This window comes from Paraflavitalea devenefica (assembly GCF_011759375.1).
Taxonomy (GTDB): domain Bacteria; phylum Bacteroidota; class Bacteroidia; order Chitinophagales; family Chitinophagaceae; genus Paraflavitalea; species Paraflavitalea devenefica.
The window spans coordinates 1389198-1408722 of record NZ_JAARML010000002.1; the positions used below are offsets into that span (position 1 = coordinate 1389198).

The window sequence follows — 19525 nt, forward strand, 5'->3', positions numbered from 1 at the left end:
ACCTGAATGCCATGAAGAAAAAAGTGCTGATTGTAGAAGATGAATTTATTGTAGCCAATAACCTGCGGCAGGTATTGCAGCGGTTTGGCTATGAGGTAAGTGGTATTGCCATTTCCGCCGAAGAGGCGGAAGCGCATATCCAAAGCCATAAGCCAGATATTGCCCTGCTGGATATCCGGCTACAGGGGGAACGCTCCGGCATTGATATTGCCAGGAAGTTAAAGGCTGAGAATATAGCTTTTATTTATTTGTCGGCTAATTCGAACCAACAAATATTGGAAGAAGCAAAGACGACTGATCCTTATGGATTTTTGGTGAAACCATTCCGGAAGAAAGACCTGCTGGTGATGCTGGATATTGCGTGGTACCGTCATATGCATGCTATCGAAACAAAAACGAACCAGGAAGGGCTTTTGCAGCAACAGATCATGGACACCAGCCATGAAAGCCTGGATAGCCGGCAAAAGTTGTTGAAGCTTGCCAGGATCCTGCAACCTCACCTGCCATTCGATCTTATCAGTTCCGGGCTCAGGCCATTCAATGCTGCGCAATACAACGACAAGGGGTATTTACGTATCGGGTTCGATGAATACCAGTTTATCGGGGAAAAAGAATTGCTGACCATCGCTCATTTAAAGAGGACCTCCCTGGCTGTTATTCTTGCCAACAGCCATACGGATATAAACGCGATCATTTATAACTATGAAACGGGCCATGAGAAGCCGAATATCCCGTCAATTCAAAAAACATTGACCGAAACATTCGACCTGCAGTCATACCTGGTATTTCCTGTTACCCTCAGCAATGGACTATCGTTTCATTATTTTTTCTACAGCCGTCAGCGCGCTGTATACGCTTTTCAGCACATTGCCTTATTGAACCGGTTGAGAATTGGTTTAACAGCCGTAGCTGAAAAAATAATTTACGGCGATGATCCGGCCACTTCCATGCCGGATGAGGCCGGTTCTCCCAGAAGGCTGCCAGGAGGGGCTTTGCATCGCCCTGAATTCAGTCCTATTATCGGGAACCACCATCTCTTGTTAGCTGCATTGGACCTTACTGCGCAGGTAGCGCCTTATAATACGTCGGTTTTAATTCTCGGGGAAAGCGGGACCGGAAAAGAAAAGGTGGCTCAAGCCATTCACTTACTTTCTCCCAGAAAAAACGGGCCCTTCATCAAGGTTAATTGCGCGGCTATTCCTACTGCGCTTATAGAATCGGAATTGTTTGGTCATGAGAAAGGGGCATTTACCGGCGCTATAGAAAAACGAAAAGGGCGATTTGAACAGGCTGATGGTGGCACTATTTTTTTAGATGAGATCGGAGAGCTTCCATTAGACATGCAGGTGAAGATATTACGTGTTTTACAGGAGAAGGAAATTGAATATGTCGGCGGCGACTCCCCGGTGAAGCTCAATGTGCGTATTATTGCTGCCACCAACCGCCACCTGGAGAAAGAGGTGGCTGCGGGCAATTTCCGGCTTGACCTGTATTATCGCCTCAATGTTTTTCCTATTACATTACCCTCCCTGCGGGAACGGAGCAGTGATATAGCGGGGTTGGCCACTTATTTTGCGGAAAAGTTCTGCCGGGAGTTCAATAAGCCGTTCACCGGCATTGCTACTTCCATGATGGAAGCCATGATGGCTTATGACTGGCCGGGCAATATCCGTGAACTTGAGAATGTGCTGGAGCAGTCTGTAGTGCTCAATGACGGGCAGTCGAAATTGTCCTTGCGGCGCAATCTTGCAGGCGGCGCCACCGAATTGGCCAGGAAGGTGGATATTAAAACGCTGGATGATGTAAAGCGTATTCAAAGAGAAACAGAAAGAGATTATATTATTTCTATTCTCAAAAAGACAGCCGGCCGGATCCGTGGCGCCAATGGAGCTGCGGAATTGTTGAATATTAAACCTACCACCCTGGAATCAAAAATGGAAAAGTTAAACATCAAAAGAGACGATTTTATCGGTTCAACCAGCGACCTATAGATTGTAAGACTCCGATATTTCCGGGGGCTACACGGCCAGCCTCCGATTTTTTCGGATCGCTTGCTACTTTTTTCCTGTAGGCCTCCATGACAGCATTCCTAAAGATCATTGTTCATCAATGAATTGCAGCACCCGTTTATTTTAGTTCCCCGTTTATTATTAACTGGCACGCCAATAGCTGGCCCTGCCTGCAACAGCATTAGTCCTTCCTGCCGGGCTATTTGTATGGATCCTAAAATAAACCTTATATGTTGAACCTGGAATGGCTTCGCACTTTTAAAGCAATTTACGAGACCGGCAACCTGACCGCCGCCGCACAAACGCTCTTTATTTCGCAGCCAGGTGCAAGCCTTCATTTAAACTCCCTGGAAACGTATACAGGGTACCCTTTGTTCATGCGTGAAACACGGAAGATGACACCCACCGAGCGAGGCATTATACTTTATAATTGCATCCTGGATTCCCTGAATAAGTTGGAGGAAGCTGAACAATCATTTTTCCGGAATTCCAAAGTGAATAAGCCAACGATCAGTGTGGGCATGGGGGTTGAAACGTTTGAGTATACCCTGGAAGAGCACCTGGCCACCTTGCCTTTCAACCTGATCGTACGATTTGACCGGTACCTCACGCTATTGCACGACCTGGATACGGGTAAACTGGACCTGATCGTGACGCCCCAAAAGGGTTTGCAAGCTAACCTGGAATATACACCGTTTATGCGCGAACGGATGGTTTTGGTCTGTGGCAGTCATACGGATTCCGGACCGTTGGACCAACTGGTTATGACCAATGACAGACCCGCCATCCGGCAATGGTTGAAGCAGCAGGTATGGTATACTATGGGTGCAGATATGGAACACCTCAAAAATTTCTGGTTGGCCAACTTCGATTGCCTACCGGACCTGCATCCCAATTATGTGGTCCCTCACTTCTCTTCTATCCTTCGCTGCCTGAGCAATGGTAAGGGCCTGGCCGTCATGCCGGATTTCCTTTGCAGGAGGGCGATCGACCATCAAACGATCAGGCTTGCCTGGGAGGGAAGTTCGCCGGTAGAAAGCATGTTGTATTTCTGCAAACGGAAGAAGACGATTTTCAGGGAGGAGATTCGTCAACTGGAAGCGTTGTTGGTTAAGGACCAGGTGTGATGAGCGCCGGGGGGCATTTTTAGGTCCCGCTTCGCGGTAAAAGATGTTGACCCCGTTGATGTCAATGAAGTGATAGGTAGTTTTCTTAAACTGTCTGCAAGGAGTGGTGATACCGTTTCCCATCTCATGATCCCTGTGCGTATTTATTATGCTGATTAGCAGACAGCGCAGCATTTACAGTATATTCTCCATAGAAATGCATGATCTCGGCTTTCTCCTGGTCGTTTCCCCGTTCGAATACACGTTGAATAACGGCTTCTTTCTGGTTGAGCCAATCAATCGAGTTTATATCTGTATCCCAGAAAAGGCTTTTGCGGAACATGTTAAGATCTGGGTGGTGTTCTTTGCCCTGTTTTTGTTTGATCTCTTTGATATCATAATGAATCTGCAGGATCATAAAAAAACCTTCCTCGATGCCCAGCGCGTGCTCAATGCGGAGCGCAAGGTCTGTATTCATCTTGCGCCTACCTTTAGTAATATCGCCAATGATGGTAGGGTATTCATTAATCGACATAGCAAAAAGTCCCTTGCGAATGTTCCTCTTTTTGAGTTCACGTTCCAAGATGATACCCGGATGGATGCCTTTCAGCAGGTTAATATCTTGCATTGTCATGATATAAAGTTACAATAAAATTTAGCCATTATTATGGATACAATAGTTTGTAAACAAAATTGTTTATTTTTATGGTTGGCGTTATTGTTTAAATTAATAAGGATTCGAAACGCTGTAAGTTGTTAAAAATCAAAGTGATAAACGATTGCATGTTCTTTACACGTTATTTCGTCATAATCTTCATTTTGGAATTCAGGGGATAAAGGCGTTGTGGGTGGGGTGAGGGGGCCGGAGTTGCTACGCACTGCGTAGCAATTGTCTATGGTTTTGTGGTATGTGCAGAAGCGGGGGCAACATGAGTATTTCTTGTTCTTGTTCGCGATTCGCGAACAAAGAACTAAATTGGCTACATGAAGTCATTAAGTTCGATGCGCCCCCAGGATATTGTCATCCTGTTGAAACTGCTGACTGTCCAGGAGCCTGACTGGAAGTATCGCGACCTGTCGGCTTCGCTTTCTATTGCCACTTCCGAAGTGTCAGAATCCCTGGTACGTAGTCACCAGGCCAGACTAATAGATGAAAGCCGGCGGAATGTTCACCGTCAATCGCTGATGGAATTCCTGGAACATGGCATTCGCTATGTTTTCCCGCAAGTGCCAGGCAGTATGGTTACGGGCATACCTACAGCCCACAGCCACCCTTTCTATAAACAACATTTTGCCATTGAGTTTAATTACGTATGGTCGTATGAAGACGGAACTATGCGGGGACTGGCTATTCAGCCACTTCATAAAGGCGTGCCTAAAGCATGCCTGCAGGATGAACTTCTTTACGAACTGCTGGCAAGCGTGGACATTTTACGGGTAGGCAAGGTAAGGGAACGGCAACTGGCTTTGGAGCGGTTGCAAAAGGTTGTACTATAGTCGACCTTTAAATTAAATGGCTGTTTTTAAAAAAGATGTAAGCGGAACGGTTATCTCGCCTGGACTCGAAAAAAGATCTCACTTATCCTAATTCTCTGTCTTGTGCATTTTGATACTGTGGATGGGGTTACCAACTACGTTTGGTGGCTATTTTTCCGAATGCTGTCAATGGGACTAGGCATAAGGAGGTGCATGCATTTGCAGAAGTATATCCAAGTATATTCGGGCTTTTCGAACGTGCAAGTGTCGCTTGCACAATTGGCCAACTCCAAGATCTGTCTTCAATTTGAGTTCATCTTATTGATTTCCACTGTGGTTTGCCTGAATGCCTTTTAGATCAAAGCTCCTTTTTTATCTCTTGCCGTCCAATTGGTTTTATTCAATGCAGTACGTTTCGTGTATCCAATGCCTTAACATAAATCAATTAAAAAGTAATAAGACATTATTTAGTGTTGCTTGTACGTTAGAAGATTAAAGACCACCTTTAAACCCTATAACTATGAAGCCATTTAACACAAAAGTGAAGGTTGTGGTTCTTCTTGCTGCCATTATTATTGCCTATTTCGGCTGGCAGGCACACAGGCAGGATTCTGAACTCAAGGAACAAAAACGCCGTGAGCAGGACCAAATCACTAACATCCGAAATCACATTACAAGCTTTGTCCTGGCAGAAAGAAATAGTTATCAGTACAGCAATCTGGGCGGCATTTATGGCCTAAGTATTAAAGTGCAAAACAAAACCATTTACATCATTGACAAAGTGACGGTCAAGGTGTCCTATCTAAAACCGTCCGGCGAAGTGTGGAAAGATAAGTTCGTCGAATTCTACTATGTAGAGCCTTGGAAAATGGTGGAAAACAAGGTTGCAGATGAACCACGTGGTGTCAGAATCGAATACAAGATTGTAAGTATCACTTCAAGATCCTTGGGATTGTTATAGCCCATCCCATACAGTCACATATTCATCCCTCGCCACCATCCATGAATGCATCTTCCAACGCTCGGTGCTTCTTCCAGTTGATCTTTTGCTGCACCCGGTGACTACCGTATAAAAATGCAAGACCTATATACAAAAGGAGTTGAGACCCCATTAAATAACCTATACCATATACACCACTGGCCAGATTTGCTGTTATTTCTTCGAACTGGAGCAAAGTGGACAAACAGTCGACCAAGACAAATAGAATACCCAATATTAGGTATATGTTACGGCGGATCTTCAAAGTCAGATAATTTTGAAGAAAAGTACTAAATTAATGTTTTATTTGTACCTTTTTGCGTTGGGATTGTTGTTCTTTACTTCTATTTCAAAAATGTTTCAAAGGGAAAAGCAATTACGGCAGAAATATGACAAAGCGATTAAGGACTGAGACAAGCGATTAACTTTAGAATTAGGTAGACTATATTATTCCAGGCTACGAGGTGGACACCTATTTCTTTACAGCAATTATGAATGATTTATCTACAATAAGATAAACTTAATTCAACTTTTATGGAGACCAATAGGTTATAACGATTTTCACCGGCACAGTAGACGTGCTCGATTCAGTGATTGGCTATAAGCCTTTACGTTCTTGGCCGGCATGGATTATTGTGCCTGTAAAAACTGAAACCAGACACTGTAATGTGAAGGAAGAAGTTCTTGAGGTACGGGTACGCAAATTCACATAGCCAACCCTGCATACCCGCGCCAGTCTGGGAGAAACGCAATTGGATATTGAAGTGCCTACAGGTATTAATAATGATGATATCAGTAAGATTGAGAATGGTAAAACAAATATTCAATTTATTGCTATTGCCAACTAGCCAGGCTATAGGAATTGAAATGCATGATATCTTTTGCAATTATGTAGTTTAGAATAATAAACCATTTGCTCCAAGCAATGCAAATACATCGCCCCAAAAAAAGATTAATAATAAGAAAAAAACGAGAGGTGAAAATGATTAATTGGGAAATTTTTAGTGCCGAACCAATAAATAAGTCACTATATAGTCTTTGATGAAACTCGTAAATCAATTAGTTAATTGGTTACTAAATAATATTTAATGGAACTTACAAAACTAAGTGTTGATAAACTTTTTGAAAGCTTTTCCTACACAATCAACCTTAACTCTAAAGAAAAGATTACACTTCTACATGGACAAAATGGGTTGGGGAAAACAGTAATCCTACGAATGGTTCAGCATTTCTTTGATCAAAATTTCATAGAACTCAAATCGATTCAATTTGACCATTTCTGTTTGTTCTTTGGAAACAACATTGAAATTAAGATTACAAGACTTATTAAAAATAGTGAAATACAACTGAGGATTGAAAGGTACACTAATGGAAAAAGAACTGAAGATCCCTTTATTACCAAAGATACTCATTCTCAAAAAAGATACCGAAATATAAAGTATTCTCATTCTCAACCTTATATTTTTGAAATTGATGAGTTGTTTGATGAAAGAATAAACTATCGGGAGATAGAGTATATTGTACAGTCTGCTTTGCCCGAGTTAAGGTTGGTTGGTCCTGGAGTTTGGCTTGACTTAAAGACCCGTAGAGAATATACTTTGCCCCAGCTTATTGAAAAATTTAATAAGCATCTACCAAAAAGTCTGATTGATATTTTTGAATTTCCCAAATGGCTTAGTGAGATTACTCAAAGTCAAAAAATTAGATTTATCGAAACTCAACGACTATTGAATAGAATTAAATCCGAGGACAGCAAGTATAAGTCTGCCGTTATTGAGTTTAGCCAAGCAATAATTGACACAATTAAAACTACAAGAGCAGAAGCTTCGGACAGAGCATCGAAATTGGACAGAACATATCCGAAAAGATTACTGGAAAAATTGAGCAATAAGGATAATATAAATGAAAGTCAGATAGCGGATAGTTTATTGGTTTTGGAAGATAAAAGAAAATTACTAAATGGTGTTGGGCTTATTGATGCCGAGGAAGAATATATACAACCTTATATTGGTATACAACAAAACGAGATTATTAAAAGTGTATTGGAATTATATATTACTGATAGTAATGAAAAACTTTCTGTGTATGACTATTTAAGTAAGAGAATAAAGCTTTTCTTAGATATCATAAATAGAAGATTTCTCTATAAAACATTTTACATTGATAAGCAACTTGGATTTATATTTAAATCAAACATAACAAAAAAAGATATTCCTCTTTCGGGCCTTTCATCAGGAGAGCAGCACGAACTCGTGCTATTCTATATCCTACTTTTTAATACGCCGAAGGGCTCCCTTTTACTAATTGATGAGCCTGAAATATCGTTGCATATTTCTTGGCAAAAACATTTCATTGATGATTTAAAAGAAGTAATTAAAATTAATGAAATGGAAATTCTAATTGCTACCCATTCACCTGATATTATAGGGAATAACTGGGATTTAACGGTACAATTAGAAGGAATATAAACGAACAAGCATGATTGAATATCTAAGCCCTGATAGGATTGCCAATGCTATTGTAATGGATAGTTCCTTTAATGGAGCCTCATTGATTGTAGAAGGAAGAAGGGATTTTCTTTTTTTTCATAAATTTATCTCTCATAAAAGTTGTCAAATTCAAATTGCATTCGGCAAATTGTTTGTTATCGAAGTTGTTAAGATTCTAAGTCAAAGGAAATTTGAGAGAGGGTTGGGAATAATAGATCGAGATTTTGGATTCCTGCTAAAGCAAACTTTTGAAAATGACTATTTAATTGAATGCGACTATCATGATATAGAAATGTCTATATTAGATTCCCCTTGCTTCGATACAATTGTTGCCACACATTGTAGTCCCGAAAAAATGTCGTCTTTATTCTCAAAATCTTCATTGCATTTAAAAAACAAACTTCTTGAACTGATTACTCCTTTAGGTAACCTAAAATTAGCTAACCAACTACATGATTTAGGGTTGGTATTTAAACCTCAAAAACCTGAAGGGAATGCTTTGCCATACTCAGATTTCATAGATACCAAAACGTTTACATATTTAGGACATGATAAAATGGTTTCTTCCGTATTCAATTTTTCTGTTGCTAAATCGAGTAAAATAGTTTCTAAAGATGTTATAAAAACTAAACTGGTTGAAATTGAAAGTAAGTACTACGATTTAATGCATTTATGCAATGGTCATGATTTTACATTTGTTTTCCAACTAAGCCTAAAGAAAAAGATTGGTCAAGGTGACAGCTCTGAAATAAGCCCGAAGGCTGTAGAGCAAAATTTGATTCTTGGCTATGATTCTTCTTATTTTATTCAAACAACATTGTATAATAAGATCAAAAATTGGGAAACCAAGAATAAGTTAAAAGTTCTTGCATTTTAAAATTTCAAGCGAGCTGCAAATATGTTTACAAGTTATAATATTAATTCTACTGAGTTATCTAAAAAATTTCGACTGACAATTTGTATGTCAAATGATTTCCGTGACATGGCACTATCTATAATTCGTAGAAGGTAAGTGTTGTATATATCAAAATGCCTAATTACGATGATTATTCGGAAAGATTTAAACTTGGATGACAGAATATGTCAAAGGTTACGAATATTAGCCGCATTAAAAACCGCGTCATTAAGGTTAGGATTGGGGCTAAATCAATTACCAGGAAAATTTAAAGGGATAGATAAAAATGTCATTCACTTAATGGCGGGAATGCTTGTTGTTTCAGACTCGTTAGGACTGGATTTGCCTGGAGAATATGTGTTACCCGATCCTGAAGAAAAAAATCCTGTGAAATCTATCTTTGATCATTTTGGGGACAAAAACTATTTACATCAAGCTGTTTTTGATAAGTATGGTCAATCATACTCATTGGTCTTTATTGTTGTTGAAATTACTAATATCATTTATGATTTATCGTCAATTGACTTTAAGACTAAATCAAAAGGTCGCATTCTGGATAAAAAGCTTATGTTGTGGTTTTTAAATGAGTTGTCAGTTTTATTGCTGAATCAAATCATTCCAATAAAAAACTACTTTGGAGAAAACTTACAGTTAATTTTTTTGAAACTTATATCATTGATTAAGAACTTAAAGCAGAATGATCAATTACAAGAAGTGTCTGACATTTCAAGAGAGTTGTCAGATAGTTTACTTCCAGAATCTATAACAATCTATCGAAGGATTGAAATTTTAAAGCCACTATTGGAGAAATTGATGCTATGTCCTGTAGGAATAAAAGGGTGGAAAGCTTATGAAGAAATTTGCTTTGAAATTCTGAACTTTTTATTTGTTCCTCCTTTTTCCGAGATTAATATTCAACATAGAAATCTAAGTGGAACTCAAAGAAAGGATGCGTTGCTACTTAATAATATCTATGATTCTGGATTTTGGAATTCGATTCGATCTGAATTTGGATCGAAACAAATTGTTTTTGAGTTTAAAAATGTAAAAAAGATACGTTCCCAAGATATTGGACAAATATATCGTTACCTATCAAAAACTAACATTGGCCGGTTCGGAATAATACTTACCAGAAATGCTCCTACCAAAGCAATATTAGAACATTTACGCGAGGCTTATCATGAAGAACAAAAACTTATAATTGTTATTCATGACGCATTTTTGAAGCAGTTGATGTATGAGATTGTGTATTTTGGAAATTGTGAAGGCGCGCTATCACGGTTTAAAGGTTCTTGGGAAAGCATATTTTAACTCAAGTTGAACGATTGATTCAGGTTATATAAAAGGCATATACGGTATTGCTGATTAAGTTAGATGACCGGATCATATTGAATCAAATTATGCTGAAACGTATACCTAAAAATGGTTTCAGCTTGTATTGGTTTAATTTCATTGGTATAATTTACTACTTTGGTAACAATAAGCTCTTTGCTTGCAATACTCAAAATTTCCTGTGATTTGTTGTTTGGGTAATGGCTATTATTAATTGGATGAAATATGCTATGGGTACAAGTTTATGAGAAATCTGCTTTCTCCCGTTCAGGACCGAAAAAGACATTTTTTATCTTTATCGAAAATTTTCTGTCTTTGCCCTTTTCCTAATTCCCAGCTTTATCCTACTCAAAAAACGGCACGCCCGGTATCGCATACTTCTTCATCCCCGCTTCATTGATCTCTACGCCGATACCCGGTTTATCCGATACCGTGATAAAACTGTCCTTTACCCATTCACCTTCAAAAGTCACAATCTCCTTGAACATAGGCTGGGTATGAAAGTAAGACTGCCATTCCATGATCATGAAGTTGGGAACTGAGGCGCACACATGCGCGCAGGCCATGGCACCCAGGAACGAAGCCACCATGTGGGGCGCAAAAGGTACATAGTATAAATTGGCGAGGTTGGCAATGCGCTGCCCTTCGCCCAGGCCGCCACACTTTTGCAGGTCGGGCATGACGATGTCTACTGCGCCGATCTCCAGCATCCTTCGGAAACCATACGCCAGGTAATGGTTCTCGCCGGCACAGATGGGCGTGCTGGTGGATTCGGTGATCAGTTTATAGGCTTCTACATTCTCCGCCGGTACCGGCTCTTCCAGCCACATCAGGTTTAATGGCTCCACCCGTTTGGCAATGGCCTGTGCAGTTACTGCATCATAACGGCCGTGCATGTCGGCACAGATGTCGATGTTGGGACCTACTGCCTCCCGGGCGGCAGCCAGTTGATCGTACATGCGTTGCAGCTCGGCCGGACTGGCAGTCCAGTTGTACCAATCGTATTTGTTGGGATCGTTGGCCTGGTCCAGGTCGAACTTGATGGCATTGAAGCCCATCTTCCTGGCGTTTTTAGCGGCTTCGGCAAAGTCAGCAGGTTTGGGCAGGTTGCGCTGGTACAATGCGGTATCGCAATACACACGCACCTTGTCGCGGAATTTGCCGCCCAGCAACTGGTACACCGGCAGTTTCAGGGCTTTACCCGCGAGGTCCCACAAGGCCGATTCGATGGCCGACAATACTGCTACATACATGCCCGACTGCGCTCCCTGGAAGAAACCCGACTTGCGGATGTCTTCAAAGAGCCGGTGCACATTCAGCGGATTTTTTCCTTTGATGCGCTCGCCGAAATTCTTCACGAGATGATAAGTGCCGGGAATGGCATCCACGCCTTCACCACATCCCCAGATATCCTGGTTGCTGTATATTTTTACGAAGAGGCTGCCCCTGATGTAACCGCATTTCACGTCGGTGATCTTGAGGTCGGAGGGGGGAGAACTCTTGGGCGTGCGGTCTATTGCCTGTTCATATTCCTTGCCGAAGGAAGATAAGGAGGCCAATGGTGTCATGGCGGCTGCGATAGCGGCCTTGGTTATGAATGATCTGCGTGAGTTTGTCATTGCATGTTGTTTTTTAGTATTGGGTTGCCGGAGGCAACAAAATAGAGCTTCGGAGCTACAAGCTCCGAAGAGCAGCCTTTACCAGGTACGGTCTTTCAGGAACTGCTGAATGGTCTCTTTCGGCACTGGCAGTTCATTGATGTGGTCATTGACCCATTTGGAAAAGTCCTTTTCAATCTCGTCCGTCCACCGGGCATCGATCTGGCCGGCGGTGTATTTGCCTTCCCGCAGCCGCTGGTGACCAAACATGTCGCGCAGGCGAACAATTTCTGAAGTGGTACACACTTTCTCCGCGAGGTGCGGCGGCACAAATACCACTACGCCCAATTTGCCCAATACCACATCACCCGGCATTACGGTCACGGTGCGAATGCGCGTGGGCTTGTTAATGCCAACGATCATGGTGTTCAGATCGCCCGGCGGATTATGATAGGAAGGATCATAGCTGGTATAATAGGAGGTGAAGCCGCCTATTTCTTTGAGTCCTTCTACATCCCGGAGCGCGCCATCGTACACAATGCCATTGCCGGTGCGGGCATAGATGGCGTTGCCCACATTATCGCCAATGGTAGGTCCGTTCCGGTGTGCGCCAAACTGATCGGCCACGTATACATCTCCTTTCACCAATATATCCACCGGCCAGGTGTTCTGTCCGCGTTTCCCTTTTTTCTTACCTAGGGTATCAATGGCTTTCCACACATCGGGCCTTGCGGGCATGAACATAGCCGTAACGGCTCTTCCCACCAGCACGCTATCGGGATTGATGACCTGCCAATGCTCGGCTACCTGGTAGCCATAACTGGCATTTTTCATGACGGCCCAGGCTTCTTCCACACTGACCTGTTTCATGCGTTCGAGGATCTTATCCGGCACTTTGGGCCTTCCATCGGGAAACCGTTCCCCTTTCCATTCGGGCGTTAAGGCTACCAGTTCTTCTTTGCTGATCTGCACTTCCTGTGCAGTGGTGTATTCACAAAGGATCGTTATGAGGAGTAAGGTGATCCCGCTTTTTAAAAGATGCATAAGCAAGCATTTGAAGTGAGTTAATTTTTTACAATGACGGCTTCAGGAACAACCTTTTTGTCTTCTCCGGGCGGATGGTTGTGCCACCAACTGGCCAGCGAAGAACCGGTGATGTTCATCACAGGTCCAAAGATGGCAGGCGCGAGTCCGGCAGTAGCCAGCTTGCCCATGGCCAGCGCGAGTCCGGATGCCAGGCCCGCATTCTGCATCCCTACCTCCAGGGCAATGGTGCGGCAATCCCTTTCGTGAAAATGCAGCAGCCTGGCCGACCAATAACCCATGAAATAGCCCAGTACATTGTGTAGCAGCACAGCAATGAGCAATAAAGCGCCTACCTGCAACAGGTTGTCCCTGCCGGCGGCGGTGATGATGGTGAGGATAATGGCAATACCCCCCATAGACAATAAAGGCATGGCTTTATCGAGCCATTTGGATTTTCCGTGCAGGAGATAATGAAACGCCAGACCAGCCGCTACCGGAATGATCACGATCTTGGTAATATCCCACACCATACCCCAGAAATTAATGTCTACAAAGCTGCCGCCCAGCAGTCGCATGAGCAGCGGCGTTAAGAAAGGCGCTACCATGGTGGAAATAGTGGTGACCGATACGGATAAGGCCAGGTTGCCCTTGGCCAGGTAACACATTACGTTGGAGGCGAGTCCGCTGGGGCAGCAGCCTACCAGGATGATGCCGGCAGCAATTTCATTGGGAAAGTTGAATAGCTTGGCCACGGCAAACCCTACCAGTGGCATGATCACGTAATGGCATACAACGCCTACAATGATGCCTTTGGGCATGCGCAGCACATTGGCAAAATCTTTCAGGCTTAATTCCGTACCCATGCCAAACATGATGATCTGCAACAAAGGAATGATGAGGCCCGATAGTTTAAAGCTGCCGATGGTTTTGAAATGCTGGGGATGATACATGGCGAGGCTCACAACCGCCATGATCATGAGCGTATAGGTAAGCCCTTTTAGCAAAGGGTGTTGCCGGAAGGCCAGCGCCAGACTTACAAAGAACAAGAGCAATAGCCAGCCACCCCATTGATGTTGTTGCTGCAGGGCCAGTATGCAGTACACGATTAAAAGAACAGCCGATGTGAGGTAGTAGACCGTAGAACGTTTCATGTGGCAATGCGTTTGGTTGTTGTAAGATATTTCTCCTTAGACCAGGGTGAGCCGCCTTTGGAAGGCGACCCACCCTTTGCATCAACTCCAGGTGCGGTCATGCGAGCGTACATCATTCCATTGGGGCGTGGGCTCAAAATAGGTTTTGTCGGAGGCGTGCAGGTGCTGCTTCACTACCTCCTCATTTAATTCAATGCCCAGCCCGGGAGCCGTTAACGGAAGGTTGCCAAAGCCTTTGGTGATCAGTTTTCTTCCATCGGTTGTTTTCACGAGGTCTTCCCACCAGGGCAGGTCAACGGAGTGATGCTCCAGTGATAGGAAGTTTTGTGTGGCGGCGGCACAATGCACACTGGCCATGAAGGAGACCGGGGTGCCGGCCTGGTGCATGGCCATCGCTATGCCATTTTCTTCTGCATAATCACCGATCCGTTTGGTCTCCAGCAACCCGCCGGAAGAAGCAAGGTCGGGGTGCACAATATCAACGGCCCTTTTGTCAATTAAAGCTTTGAATCCTTTCAGCAGGAATATGTCTTCACCGGTAAGGCAGGGGGTTTCCAATGCATCGCTCAATGTTTTCCATTGATCGGTCAACTCCCAGGACACTACATCTTCCAGCCAGGCCAGCCGGTATTTTTCCAGTGCTCTCCCGAGACGTATGCCATTGTTCAAATCAAAATGGCCATAGTGGTCGGTGGAAATGGGCGTTTCATAGCCCACCATGCTGCGTACATTTTCTACAACGTTGGCCAACTCTGCCAGTCCTTTGTCCGTGATCTGTATCTGTGTGAACGGATGCAGGGTATTGGCGTAGGACATCGGATTGTTCATGTCGCCCCATTGCGCCAGGTTGCCCTGGGCATTGCGCCACATATCGGCATTGACCAATGTACCCGGCTTGTTCTTCAATTCATTGATGGATACATCCATTTTCAACCAGGTGTAGCCCTGGTCTTTCATCCGGTAATTAATGAGTTTCTTTTGCGCTTCGGGCGAGCCTGCTTCCGGCGTATCTGCATACAATCTTACCTTATCACGGTAGCGGCCACCCAGTAATTGCCAGGCGGGTACATTGTAGGCCTTGCCACAGATGTCCCACAAAGCCATTTCCACGGCGCACACGCCACCGGCTTGTCTGGCCTGTCCGCCAAACTGTCTTATTTTCTTGAACAGCATTTCCACGTTGCAGGGATTTTCACCCAGCAGCCGGCTTTTGAGCAGTAAGGCATAACGTACGTCGGCCCCGTCCCTTACCTCGCCCAATCCATAAATACCCTGGTTGGTGTCAATGCGTATGATGGCTGTTCTTCCCAGCACGGTGGTGACGCAGTAACGCATGTCGGTTATCTTCAGATCGGAAGGAGCGGAGTTCCGGCTTACCTTTTGCGTGCTTTGCGCCACGATGTCTTCGATGGGCGACAACATACAGGCGCCACCCAATGTAATGCCACCCAAGGCGGATCGTTTTATAAAAGAACGGCGACTGTTGGGTGGTGAATCATTAGTAGAGAGATGACTATCTGGAGCGGGGGACGGGTCTTTCAAACCCAGTTTGGTGAGGAATTTTTGTGATGGTGTCATATAGGATAATTTAATTGTTATGATTGGTTAAGTGATGTCGGAAGTCTGAGGTCTGAGGTCTGAAGTCTGAGGTCTGAAGTCTGAAGTCTGAAGTCTGAAGTCTGAAGTCTGAAGTCTGAAGTCTGAAGTCCGAAGTCCGAAGTCTGAGGTCCGAGAATTGCGAAACTTGAGCATTTACGTTCTATCTGACCTCAGACTTCAGACCTCCGACTTCTGCCTTCGTCTTACCACGTTCGTTGTTTCATAAACTCATCCAATTCCTTCCTGCTCATCGGCAGCTTATCAGGATTGTCGTTCAGCCATTGCAGGAAATCTTTTTTGATCTCGTCGGTCCATTGCGTATCAATTTGTCCGGGTGTGTACTTGCCTTCGCGCAGGCGCTGGTGGCCAAAGGCATCGCGCAGGGCAATGAATTCGGCATTCAACACCACTTCCTCCAGCAGGTGGGCAGGGACGAATACCACACCACCTTTCTTCGCCAGCACCGCATCGCCGGGCAATACGGTGGCGCGACCAATGCGAATGGGCACATTGATGCCGCCGAGCATCATCTGTTGTATGTAAGAGGGATCATAGCCTTTGATCCAGGCATTGAACCCTTTGATCTCTGCCAGTCCTTCTATATCGCGTACGGAGCCAAAGAAAATAACGCCGCGGGCAGATTTGGCATAGATGGCATTGCCGAGGTTATCGCCAATCAGGGTGCCATCCACCACCTTGCCATAGCTGTCGGCAATGTAGATGTCGCCATTTTTCAATACATCAATGGGCCAGGAGTTGGGCGCGCCGATGCGGCCTTCGGCTTTACCTTTATCTTTTACCAGCTTGTCGGCATCGGGCCGCAGGGGCAGGTATTGCGCCGTTACTGCACGGCCGGTCATGGCCGAATCAGGATGCAATACCATCCAGTCGCCTTCAAACTGGTTCATGTATCCTTTGTTGCGCAAAATGCCCCAGGCCTCTTCGAGGCGCACCGCTTTGAGGCGTTGCAATAATTTGTCGGGTACGTGTGGGCGTCCGTCGGCAGAGCGTTCTCCTTTCCATTCGGGCGTTAAGGCTTTGATCTGTTGCGGGGTAAGTGTTACCTGTTGTGCGTGTAATAGCGAACACAGGAGCAAGCCTGTCATCGTTAGAAAATTCTTTTTCATATGGATTTTTTTGAGGTCTGAAGTCTGAGGTCTGAAGTCTGAAGTCTGATTTTTTCCTGCATCCGGCTTCTGGCTTCCTGGCCCTTACCGGAAAACACTTTGCTTTTTCTTCTCCAATTCCTCCGGAACTGCATGTTTTTGTTGCAGGTTGCCGATGGCTTCAAATTCATCAAACAGTTTGGTGCTCAGTTTTTCAAAGATGCCGAAGTAATCTGCATAGACGGCATGGTGCTGTTTATGCGGTTTGTATACATCGGGCAATTCAACGGTTTTGGCTGCTTCATCCAGCGATTTGTAGATGCCCATCTCCGTAGCGCTTAACAACCAGGCGCCAAAACTCACGCTGTGCGATTGCTGCCGCAGGCGTACGGGCTTGTTAAACATGTTCGCGATCATCTGGGTACAGAAAGGAATGGTGCCGAAGCTGCCATTCACGGAAAGGCTTTTGATCGTGCGTTGTTCGCCGAGACTTTTACCGATGCTGTATATTTCATACAGGATGCCTTCAATGGTGGCCCGCACAAAATGTTTACGTTCGTGTTTAATGTTCAGCCCGAAATAAGCACCCCGGGCATTGGCATTCCAGATGGGGGCGCGTTCGCCCAGCAGGTAGGGCAGGAAGAGCAGGCCATCTGAACCCACCGGCACCTGGGATGCCTCTTCGATCAGTTGTTGCATGCTGTGCTCTATATCGAAAGGGTTGGTAAAGTCGCCAAACTGCCGGGTAAACCATTCAAAGATGTTGCCGCCATTATTGGTAGGTCCGCCACTTACATAACAATTATCGGTCAGCAGGTAGTTGAAGAAACGCATTTGATCGTCTTTCAGTACCGTGGGGCCCATTACGCGTACGGCGCCGCTGTCTTCAATGGTAATGGTGGCATTGCCTTCGCCTTTCACCCCATCGCCCAGGGTTGCCAGGCAACCATCGCTGGAGCCAACAATGATCTTCGTTTCGGCCAGCAGGCCCAGTGATTGCTGGTAGGCTTTCTTCAGTTTGCCGGCAGTGGCAAATACAGGTGCCAGGTCGGGCAGTTTGGCGGCTGTAATGCCGGCATACTGCAGGGCATCGGCTTCCCAGGAAACAGTATGAATATTCAGCAGACCGGTGGCCGAAGCAATGCTGTAGTCTATCAGGTATTCACCGGTCAACTGGTGAATGATGTAACTTTTAATGGAGAGGAACTTACTGGTTTGCCGGAAACGCGCTGCATCACGGCTCCTGATCCACGCTATCTTCAGCAGGGGCGACATGGGATGGATGGGCGTTCCGGTAGCTGCATAGAGTTTTTTGCCAGCCGCCGAGTTGCGTAGCTCTAGTGCTTCTTTCTTGGCGCGGTTGTCGCTCCAGGTAATGGCATTGCCAAGCGGGTTACCATTTTTATCTACTGCCAGCAGACTGTGCATAGCGGCGCTGAAACAAATGCAGGCTACTTTATATTTCTTCGGGTGTATGTATTCATTCAGCAGGTTCTTCAGTACATACAGGGTGGTAATAAATATCTGCTCGGGGTCCTGCTCACTGTGGTCGGGCTCTGTATGAAATGTAGGATAGTAACCCTTCATCGAACCGATGACACGGCCATTGAGGTCAAAAGCAAATACCCTGATCCCGTTGGTCCCTAACTCTATCGTAATGATGCATTTCATATTTGTGGGGATTATTGGTTGCTCAAATGGTTTTTTCTGAATTCACTGGGCCGGTAACCGGTCAGTTTTTTAAAGGTGGTGGAAAAATGTTGTGATGAATAGAACCCGGTATCCAGTGCGATGTCGGTCACACTGATATCAGGCCGCTTCAATAGTTTAATGGCTTCCGAAATACGGATATTGATGAGGTAGTTGATGGGCGAAAAGCCTGAATAGCTTTTTACCCTTTCTGTGAACAGGGTAGTGCCCAGCCCTACGAGGGCTGCCATTTCTTCTACCGTCCATTGGTGCGAGAGGTTTTCGCGCAACACCTGTTCCAGGCGCATGAAAGTTTTGGGGAAGTCGCGGCCGGGATGGCTTTGCCGGGTCATGTGGCGGGTTACCTGTATCAGCAGGTCATCTACCTGGTGGTTGATGCGCGCCTGGTAACCTATTTCATGACCAAACAGTTCGGCATGTATACATTTGAGTATTTTACCGGCTTCGTTGAACCTGGATAGTACCGGTGAACTATTCAATGATAATATTTTACCGATGGCGGCGCCTTCACTTTCCGACAAGCCGCTCCATTTGCCGGGAAGGATATGTCCATTCTCTCCTTTGTGAATGCCGAGGTGGATCCAGGTAAAGGCGCCGATCTCCAGTACGCCGTTATCGCTGCCAAACGGGGCGCCGGGCATTATCACGGCTACATCGCCCGGGTAAAAGACATAAGGCTGGTGATTGATGCGCCATTCAAATTTGCCTTCTATAATATAATAGATCCTGATGCCTTCTGTGGCCGTAGTGAGAAAGGTATTGAGCTGGATAGAGCCATTCTTTTTTATGCCCACTTCCAGCATATGCGGGAATAACCGCAATTCTGCTGATTTGCCGTGTTGTAGCACAAATTGATTCATATGGCTTTATCTAAATGACTGAGGCAACCGTTAACGTTTGTCAGGGTGAGCCACCTTTGGAAGGTGACCCACCCTTTGATCACCTCCATATAAAGAAAGGAAATTTATCGGTGCCGGATGTACAAAATTCAACACAGTTTTATTTTGGAAGTTTTTGAATGGAATACCGGATAATTTGGCACCTTAACG

At 44.7% G+C, this 19525-nt stretch carries 15 protein-coding genes; 7 read left to right on the forward strand and 8 right to left on the reverse strand.

The window, feature by feature from the left end; all coding sequences use genetic code 11:
- Positions 1 to 11: 11 nt before the first annotated feature.
- Together HB364_RS33345 and HB364_RS15090 are read left to right on the forward strand one after the other, a co-directional pair.
- Positions 12 to 1991 carry a sigma 54-interacting response regulator gene (locus HB364_RS33345; RefSeq protein ID WP_167289028.1) on the forward strand — a complete coding sequence of 660 codons (1980 nt, stop codon included), beginning with the start codon at positions 12 to 14 and terminating at the stop codon, positions 1989 to 1991.
- 248 nt (positions 1992 to 2239) lie between these two features.
- Complete coding sequence (locus HB364_RS15090; protein WP_167289030.1) at positions 2240 to 3136, forward strand: LysR family transcriptional regulator; 897 nt, start codon at positions 2240 to 2242, stop codon at positions 3134 to 3136.
- 124 nt (positions 3137 to 3260) lie between these two features.
- On the opposite strand, the gene HB364_RS15095 is transcribed toward HB364_RS15090, so the two are convergent.
- Positions 3261 to 3749 carry a helix-turn-helix transcriptional regulator gene (locus HB364_RS15095; protein ID WP_208419963.1) on the reverse strand — a complete coding sequence of 163 codons (489 nt, stop codon included), beginning with the start codon at positions 3747 to 3749 and terminating at the stop codon, positions 3261 to 3263.
- A 350-nt stretch (positions 3750 to 4099) separates the two neighbouring features.
- On the opposite strand from HB364_RS15095, the gene HB364_RS15100 reads away from it, so the two are divergent.
- From HB364_RS15100 to HB364_RS15120, 5 genes are all read left to right on the forward strand, one after another.
- Positions 4100 to 4612, forward strand: a complete 513-nt coding sequence (locus tag HB364_RS15100; protein WP_208419964.1) for a hypothetical protein — start codon at positions 4100 to 4102, stop codon at positions 4610 to 4612.
- Positions 4613 to 5111: 499 nt separating this feature from the next.
- Positions 5112 to 5552 (forward strand): hypothetical protein, encoded by a 441-nt coding sequence (locus tag HB364_RS15105; protein WP_167289032.1) that lies wholly within the window; start codon positions 5112 to 5114, stop codon positions 5550 to 5552.
- A 1106-nt stretch (positions 5553 to 6658) separates the two neighbouring features.
- Complete coding sequence (locus HB364_RS15110) at positions 6659 to 8038, forward strand: AAA family ATPase (protein ID WP_167289033.1); 1380 nt, start codon at positions 6659 to 6661, stop codon at positions 8036 to 8038.
- A gap of 10 nt (positions 8039 to 8048) precedes the next feature.
- Positions 8049 to 8936, forward strand: coding sequence for a DUF4435 domain-containing protein (locus tag HB364_RS15115; RefSeq protein WP_167289035.1), 888 nt, complete (start codon positions 8049 to 8051; stop codon positions 8934 to 8936).
- Between the two features lie 165 nt (positions 8937 to 9101).
- Positions 9102 to 10265 (forward strand): hypothetical protein, encoded by a 1164-nt coding sequence (locus HB364_RS15120; protein WP_167289037.1) that lies wholly within the window; start codon positions 9102 to 9104, stop codon positions 10263 to 10265.
- Positions 10266 to 10630: 365 nt separating this feature from the next.
- On the opposite strand, the gene HB364_RS15125 is transcribed toward HB364_RS15120, so the two are convergent.
- The 7 genes from HB364_RS15125 to HB364_RS15155 form a co-directional block, all read right to left on the reverse strand.
- Entirely contained in the window at positions 10631 to 11905 is a 1275-nt protein-coding gene (locus HB364_RS15125; protein WP_167289039.1) for a mandelate racemase/muconate lactonizing enzyme family protein, read from the reverse strand.
- Between the two features lie 78 nt (positions 11906 to 11983).
- A complete protein-coding gene (locus HB364_RS15130; protein ID WP_167289041.1) occupies positions 11984 to 12928 on the reverse strand; it encodes an RraA family protein in 945 nt (314 codons plus the stop codon).
- Between the two features lie 20 nt (positions 12929 to 12948).
- On the reverse strand, positions 12949 to 14061 hold the full coding sequence (locus HB364_RS15135) for a bile acid:sodium symporter family protein (RefSeq protein ID WP_167289043.1): 1113 nt from the start codon (positions 14059 to 14061) through the stop codon (positions 12949 to 12951).
- A gap of 81 nt (positions 14062 to 14142) precedes the next feature.
- The gene (locus HB364_RS15140) at positions 14143 to 15639 is read right to left on the reverse strand and encodes a mandelate racemase/muconate lactonizing enzyme family protein (RefSeq protein WP_167289045.1); all 1497 of its coding nucleotides are present in this window, start codon (positions 15637 to 15639) and stop codon (positions 14143 to 14145) included.
- A 224-nt stretch (positions 15640 to 15863) separates the two neighbouring features.
- Entirely contained in the window at positions 15864 to 16787 is a 924-nt protein-coding gene (locus tag HB364_RS15145; RefSeq protein WP_167289047.1) for an RraA family protein, read from the reverse strand.
- 84 nt (positions 16788 to 16871) lie between these two features.
- Positions 16872 to 18437: a gluconokinase gene (locus HB364_RS15150; protein WP_167289049.1), complete on the reverse strand. Its 1566-nt coding sequence runs from the start codon at positions 18435 to 18437 to the stop codon at positions 16872 to 16874.
- An 11-nt stretch (positions 18438 to 18448) separates the two neighbouring features.
- Positions 18449 to 19336 (reverse strand): helix-turn-helix transcriptional regulator, encoded by an 888-nt coding sequence (locus HB364_RS15155; RefSeq protein WP_167289051.1) that lies wholly within the window; start codon positions 19334 to 19336, stop codon positions 18449 to 18451.
- Between the last annotated feature and the right edge of the window lie 189 nt (positions 19337 to 19525).

Excerpts from the sequence above, each read along its gene's own strand:
- HB364_RS15115 (WP_167289035.1), top strand. The coding sequence starts at position 8,049 with ATGATTGAATATCTAAGCCCTGATAGGATTGCCAATGCTATTGTAATG.
- HB364_RS15140 (WP_167289045.1), bottom strand. The coding sequence starts at position 15,639 with ATGACACCATCACAAAAATTCCTCACCAAACTGGGTTTGAAAGACCCG.
- HB364_RS15110 (WP_167289033.1), top strand. The coding sequence starts at position 6,659 with ATGGAACTTACAAAACTAAGTGTTGATAAACTTTTTGAAAGCTTTTCC.
- HB364_RS15095 (WP_208419963.1), bottom strand. The coding sequence starts at position 3,749 with ATGACAATGCAAGATATTAACCTGCTGAAAGGCATCCATCCGGGTATC.
- HB364_RS15155 (WP_167289051.1), bottom strand. The coding sequence starts at position 19,336 with ATGAATCAATTTGTGCTACAACACGGCAAATCAGCAGAATTGCGGTTA.
- HB364_RS15090 (WP_167289030.1), top strand. The coding sequence starts at position 2,240 with ATGTTGAACCTGGAATGGCTTCGCACTTTTAAAGCAATTTACGAGACC.
- HB364_RS15145 (WP_167289047.1), bottom strand. The coding sequence starts at position 16,787 with ATGAAAAAGAATTTTCTAACGATGACAGGCTTGCTCCTGTGTTCGCTA.
- HB364_RS15125 (WP_167289039.1), bottom strand. The coding sequence starts at position 11,905 with ATGACAAACTCACGCAGATCATTCATAACCAAGGCCGCTATCGCAGCC.
- HB364_RS15135 (WP_167289043.1), bottom strand. The coding sequence starts at position 14,061 with ATGAAACGTTCTACGGTCTACTACCTCACATCGGCTGTTCTTTTAATC.
- HB364_RS15130 (WP_167289041.1), bottom strand. The coding sequence starts at position 12,928 with ATGCATCTTTTAAAAAGCGGGATCACCTTACTCCTCATAACGATCCTT.
- HB364_RS15120 (WP_167289037.1), top strand. The coding sequence starts at position 9,102 with ATGATTATTCGGAAAGATTTAAACTTGGATGACAGAATATGTCAAAGG.
- HB364_RS15150 (WP_167289049.1), bottom strand. The coding sequence starts at position 18,437 with ATGAAATGCATCATTACGATAGAGTTAGGGACCAACGGGATCAGGGTA.
- HB364_RS15105 (WP_167289032.1), top strand. The coding sequence starts at position 5,112 with ATGAAGCCATTTAACACAAAAGTGAAGGTTGTGGTTCTTCTTGCTGCC.
- HB364_RS33345 (WP_167289028.1), top strand. The coding sequence starts at position 12 with ATGAAGAAAAAAGTGCTGATTGTAGAAGATGAATTTATTGTAGCCAAT.
- HB364_RS15100 (WP_208419964.1), top strand. The coding sequence starts at position 4,100 with ATGAAGTCATTAAGTTCGATGCGCCCCCAGGATATTGTCATCCTGTTG.